This is a genomic window from Pseudonocardia nigra (assembly GCF_019396355.1).
Classification (GTDB): Bacteria; Actinomycetota; Actinomycetes; order Mycobacteriales; family Pseudonocardiaceae; genus Pseudonocardia; species Pseudonocardia nigra.
Window position 1 is genome coordinate 1 of sequence record NZ_JAHKRK010000342.1, and the last position, 5469, is coordinate 5469.

The window sequence follows — 5469 nt, forward strand, 5'->3', positions numbered from 1 at the left end:
GAGCGGCCCGCCCCCGCGGGGGCCGCTCCGCGGGCGGGCGAGGCGGCCGCCGGGATGCGGGCCGGCCGTGGCGGCGGGATGGGCGGTCCCGCGGCGATGGCCGGGGCCACGCCGGCCACCCCCGAGCTGCTCGCCGCCGTCGACGCGCTGCCACCGGCCCGGGAGGAGCCGCGCCTCGGCGCCGAGGACCCCACGGCACCCGACCCGCGGTTCCGGCTCGGGCGGCTGCTGCGACCGGTGCGCGGGCTGCTCGCGCTCGGGATCGCGCTGGTGTCGCTGGATGCGCTCACCACGCTCGCGTTCCCCACGGTCGCCCGGCTCGCGGTCGACGGCGGGATCACCGCGGGTGCACCCGACGTGCTGGTCATCGCCACGCTGCTCGGGATCGGGCTCGTCACGGCGAGCTGGCTCGTCGTGGCGGCGCAGACGATCGTCACCGCGCGCGCCGGGGAGAGCCTGCTCTACCTGCTGCGGGTGCGCAGCTACGCCCACCTGCAGCGGCTCGGGCTCGACTACTACGAGCGCGAGCTGTCCGGCCGGATCATGACGAGGATGACCACCGACGTCGACGCCCTGTCGACGTTCCTGCAGACCGGGCTCGCCCAGGCCGTCGTCAGCCTGCTCACGGTGGTGGGGGTGGCGGTGGCGCTGCTGGTCACCGACCTCGAGCTGGCGCTGGTGGCGCTGGCCGTGCTGCCGCCCCTGATCGTCGCCACCGTGATCTTCCGGCGGCTCTCGTCGGCCGCGTATGCCGAGGCGCGCGAGCGGGTGAGCGCGGTCAACGCCGACATGCAGGAGAACGTCACGGGCGTGCGCATCGCGCAGGCCTACGTCCGGGAGGAGCACAGCGCCACCGCGTTCGGCAGGCGCAGCGACGCCTACCGGCGTTCCCGGCTGCGGGCGCAGCGCTACATCGCCACCTACTTCCCGTTCGTGGCGCTGCTGTCCGACGTCGCGCAGGCGGCCGTGCTCGGGGTGGGGGCCTCGCGGGTCGCCACGGGCGACCTCACGCCCGGCGTGCTCACCGCGTTCCTGCTCTACCTCGGCCTGTTCTTCGCGCCGGTGCAGCAGCTGTCCCAGGTGTTCGACGGCTACCAGCAGGCCCGCGTCGGGCTCTCCCGCATCGCCGACCTGCTGCGCACGCCCACGTCGGTGCCGCCAGAGCCCGCCGAGGACCCGGTGCCGGTACCGGCGCGGCTGCGCGGGGAGGTGGAGCTGCGCGACGTCACGTTCACCTACGCCGGGGCCCCGAGCCCGGCGGTGCACGGGGTGTCGCTGCGGGTGGCACCCGGCGAGACGGTCGCGTTCGTCGGTGCCACCGGTGCGGGCAAGTCCACGGTGGTCAAGCTCGTCGCGCGGTTCTACGACACCGGGAAGGGCGCGGTACTCGTCGACGGGGTGGACGTGCGCCGTTTCCGGCTGGGCGAGTTCCGGCGCAGGCTCGGGATCGTGCCGCAGGAGCCGCACCTGTTCACCGGCGACATCGCCGCCAACATCGCCTACGCCCGCCCCGACGCCACACCGGCCGAGATCGAGGCCGCCACCCGGGCCGTCGGCGCGCTCGACCTCGTGCGCGCGCTGCCCTCCGGGTTCCGCCAGCCCGTCGGCGAGCGCGGCCAGGGCCTGTCGGCCGGGCAGCGGCAGCTCGTCGCGCTGGCCCGCGCGGAGCTCGCCGACCCCGACCTGCTCCTGTTCGACGAGGCCACCGCGGCGCTCGACCCGGCCACCGAGGCTGCCGTCCTCGCCGCGGGCGACCGCGTCACCTCCCGGCGCACGGCGTTCGTGGTGGCGCACCGGCTGGCCACGGCCGCCCGCGCCGACCGCATCGTCGTGCTCGACGACGGCCGGATCGTGGAGGAGGGCACGCACGCCGAGCTGCTCGCCGCCGACGGCCGGTACGCGCGGCTGTGGCGGATGGGGGAGCTGGAGCCGGACCCCGACGACGAGGCCGCCGGCCTGCCCGTCCGGGCCCGCTCGGCGTAGCCCCGTCCCGGTGCCAGGAAAGCCACGTTCCTGTCATTCAGCGTCGGGAACGTGGCTTTCCCGACGCTCCGTGGACGATCACGACGAGCCGCTCGGGGGCCCGGCGAACGCGTCCGCCACCAGCGTGGCGGCCTCGGCGAGCAGCGCGTCGTCGGCGTCGGCGTCGGCGGCGGCCTTGGAGGTGAGCACCGCGACCACGATCGGCGCGCGGTCCGGCGGCCACACCACGGCCACGTCGTTCGCGGTCGCGTAGCCGCCCGTCCCGGTCTTGTCGCCCACCCGCCACCCGGCCGGCACCCCGGCCCGGATCCGCGCGCCGCCGGTGGTGTTGCCGACGAGCCAGCCGGTGAGCAGGTCGCGGTCGGCGGGCTCGAGGCGGTCGCCCAGCACCAGCGCACGGTAGGTGCCGGCGATGGCGCGCGGGCTCGTGGTGTCCCGCTCGTCGCCGGGCACCGCGGTGTTCAGCTCGGGTTCGAACCGGTCGAGCCGGGTCACGGTGTCGCCGAGCGAGCGCGCGAACGTCGTGATCTCCTCCGGGCCGCCGAGCTCCTCGAGGAGGAGGTTGGCGGCCGTGTTGTCGCTGTAGCGGATCGCGGCGTCGCACAGCTCCCGGATCGTCATCCCGTCGGCCACGTGCTGCTGGCTGACGGGCGAGTACGGCGCCACGTCCGCCGTGGTCCAGTGCACCCGGGTGCCGAGGTGCTCCGGGGGCGTGCGGTCGAGCACCGCGGCGGCCGCGAGGGTCTTGAACGTCGAGCACATCGCGAAGCGCTCGTCGGCCCGGTGGGCGAGCTCGCGGCCGCCGCCCGCGTCGACGGCGTACACGCCGAGCCGGGCGGCGAAGCGGCCCTCGAGATCGGCGAACCGGGCGGCGACGGCCGCGGTGTCGAGTGGCGGGGCGGTGGGCGCCGGTGCGGTCGTCGCGGCGGTCGGCTGCTCCGTGGCGGGTGCCGCACACGCGGCGAGCGGCAGCAGGAGGGTTGCGGCCAGGACGGTGCGCCGGGGCACGGCGACGCCGGTCCACTGTCCGTGCGTCATCGATCCATCACGTTCAGTGACAGTAGCGGTCGGCGATGGTCGCTGTGCCGCGACCCCGGAACCTCCCGGTTCGAGTGCATTCTGCCCGATATCGGGCAGAATTTTGCATAGCGGAGCCGCTTCCGGGCAACATCACCACGTGCCCGCCGGACCGTACGACGACCTCGTCGCCCATCTCGTGCGCAGCACCCCGCTCAGCCCGAGCGAGGCGACGCGCGTGGTGGCCGAGGTCGTCGGCTACTTCGGTGAGCCGGTGCCGGACTTCGTCCGCCGCCGGCACGCGGAGCTGAAACGCCGCGGGCTCACGAACGACCACATCTTCGCGGCCCTCGAGACCGAGATGGCGACGCGGCGGTTCGCGCCGCCACCGCTGTCGGCCCGTCAGCTGCGTCGCATCGTGTACGGCTGAGACCTGACGGTCGGTCGGGCACGTCACGTCGAAAGGACACCGGTATGTGCGGCATCGTCGGATACGTGGGGCCCCAGGACGCCGCCCCGATCCTGCTCGAAGGGCTCGGGCGCCTGGAGTACCGCGGATACGACAGCGCGGGCCTCGCCGTCGCGACGAAGAGCGGGCTGAAGGTCCGCAAGGTGAGCGGCCGCGTCGCCGACCTGGCCGCCGACCTGCCCGCCCGGTTCAAGGGCGCGCCGGGCATCGGCCATACCCGGTGGGCCACGCACGGGGAGCCGACGCCGGAGAACGCACACCCGCACACCGACGCCGCGGGCCGGATCGCCGTCGTGCACAACGGGATCATCGAGAACGCCGACGAGCTGCGCGCCAAGCTCGCCGCCGACGGGGTCGAGTTCGCCTCGCAGACCGACACCGAGGCCGTCGCACACCTGGTGGCCGCGGCGTTCCAGGCCGGTGCGGTGGACCTCGAGCAGGCGGTGCGCCAGGCGCTGCGCCAGGTCGTCGGGGCCTACGGGCTCGCGGTGATGGACGCCGAGCACCCGGACCGCATCGTCGTCGCCCGCAACGGCAGCCCGGTGCTGCTGGGCGTCGGGGAGAAGGAGATGTTCGTCGCGTCCGACGTGGCCGCGCTGATCGGCTACACCCGCCAGGTCGTCTACCTCGACGACGGCGAGCTCGCGACCGTCACCCCCACCGGCTACCGCACGTTCACCCTCGATGACCGGGCCGTCGCCAAGAGCCCGTCCACGATTGACTGGGACGTGGTCGGCGCGGAGATCGGCGACCACGCGCACTACCTGATCAAGGAGATCCAGGAGCAGTCGCGCACGATCGAGCGCGCGCTGAAGGGGCGCATCGACGAGCGGTTCGACACCGCGCACCTGGGCGGGCTCAACCTCACCGTCCGGGAGGCGCGCGAGATCCGGCGCGTGAAGATCCTCGGATGCGGGTCGGCCTGCTACGCGGGGGACCTCGGGGCACAGCTCATCGAGGACCTGGCGAGGGTCCCGGCCTCGGCGGAGCCGGCGTCGGAGTTCCGCTACCGCAACCCGGTGGTCGAGCCGGACACACTCTACGTCGCGGTGAGCCAGTCCGGGGAGACGATCGACACCCTCGCCGCGGTGCAGGAGCTGCAGCGCAAGGGCGGCCGCGTGATCGGGATCGTCAACGTCGTCGGCTCCACGATCGCTCGGCAGGTGGACGGCGGCATCTACCTGCACGCCGGCCCGGAGATGTCGGTGGCGGCCACGAAGTCGTTCACCTCGACCGTCACCGCGTTCGCGCTGCTCGCCCTGCACCTGGGCCGGATCCGCGACCTCTCCCCGGAGCAGGGACGCCGGATCATCGCCGGGCTGAACGCGCTGCCGGAGCAGATCGCGCAGGTGCTGGAGCAGTCGGACGCGATCGCCGAGGTGGCGCGGGAGATCGCCGGCAGCAACAGCGTGCTGTTCGTGGGCAGGCGCCGCGGCTGGCCGGTGGCGCGGGAGGGGGCGCAGAAGCTCAAGGAGGTCTCCTACGTGCACGCCGAGGCCTACCCGTCGGCCGAGCTCAAGCACGGGCCGCTCGCGCTGGTCAGCCCGGAGCTGCCGACCGTCGCCATCGTCCCTGACGACAACCTGCTGGACAAGAACACCTCGACGCTCTCGGAGATCAAGGCGCGCAAGGGCCCGGTGATCGCGCTGGCGCACCGCGAGCTCCCCAGCGACCTCGCCGACCGCACGCTCGTGATGCCGAAGAACGAGCCCGAGCTGGACCCGATCCTGATGTCGGTGCCGCTGCAGCTGCTCGCCTACCACGCCGCCGTCGCGCTCGGCCGCGACGTGGACAAGCCGCGCAACCTCGCGAAGAGCGTCACGGTGGAGTAGCCGCGCCCAAGCCGGGCGACTCGCGGGGCGGAACCGGGCGACTCGCGGGGCGGAACCGGGCGACTCGCGGGGCGGAACCGGGCGACTCACGTGGCGGGAACGGGCGACTCGCGGGGAGTTCCGCGAGTCGCCCGGAAAGAACACGCCAGTCGCCCGATTTCTGCGGGC

General features: G+C 74.1%; 4 protein-coding genes. 3 read left to right on the forward strand and 1 reads right to left on the reverse strand.

Translation table 11 applies throughout. From position 1 onward, the window contains the following. Positions 1 to 1983 (forward strand): ABC transporter ATP-binding protein (locus KME75_RS39730; protein WP_219420158.1); only part of this gene is annotated, 1983 nt, incomplete at its 5' end. 78 nt (positions 1984 to 2061) lie between these two features. Here KME75_RS39730 and bla read toward each other — a convergent pair. Next, positions 2062 to 3021, reverse strand: coding sequence for a class A beta-lactamase (gene bla / locus KME75_RS39735; RefSeq protein WP_219420159.1), 960 nt, complete (start codon positions 3019 to 3021; stop codon positions 2062 to 2064). A gap of 139 nt (positions 3022 to 3160) precedes the next feature. Here bla and KME75_RS39740 point away from each other — a divergent pair, with 139 nt between their 5' ends. After that, positions 3161 to 3430, forward strand: coding sequence for a hypothetical protein (locus tag KME75_RS39740; protein ID WP_219420160.1), 270 nt, complete (start codon positions 3161 to 3163; stop codon positions 3428 to 3430). A gap of 44 nt (positions 3431 to 3474) precedes the next feature. After that, positions 3475 to 5301, forward strand: a complete 1827-nt coding sequence (gene glmS / locus KME75_RS39745) for a glutamine--fructose-6-phosphate transaminase (isomerizing) (protein WP_219420161.1) — start codon at positions 3475 to 3477, stop codon at positions 5299 to 5301. Positions 5302 to 5469: the final 168 nt, after the last annotated feature.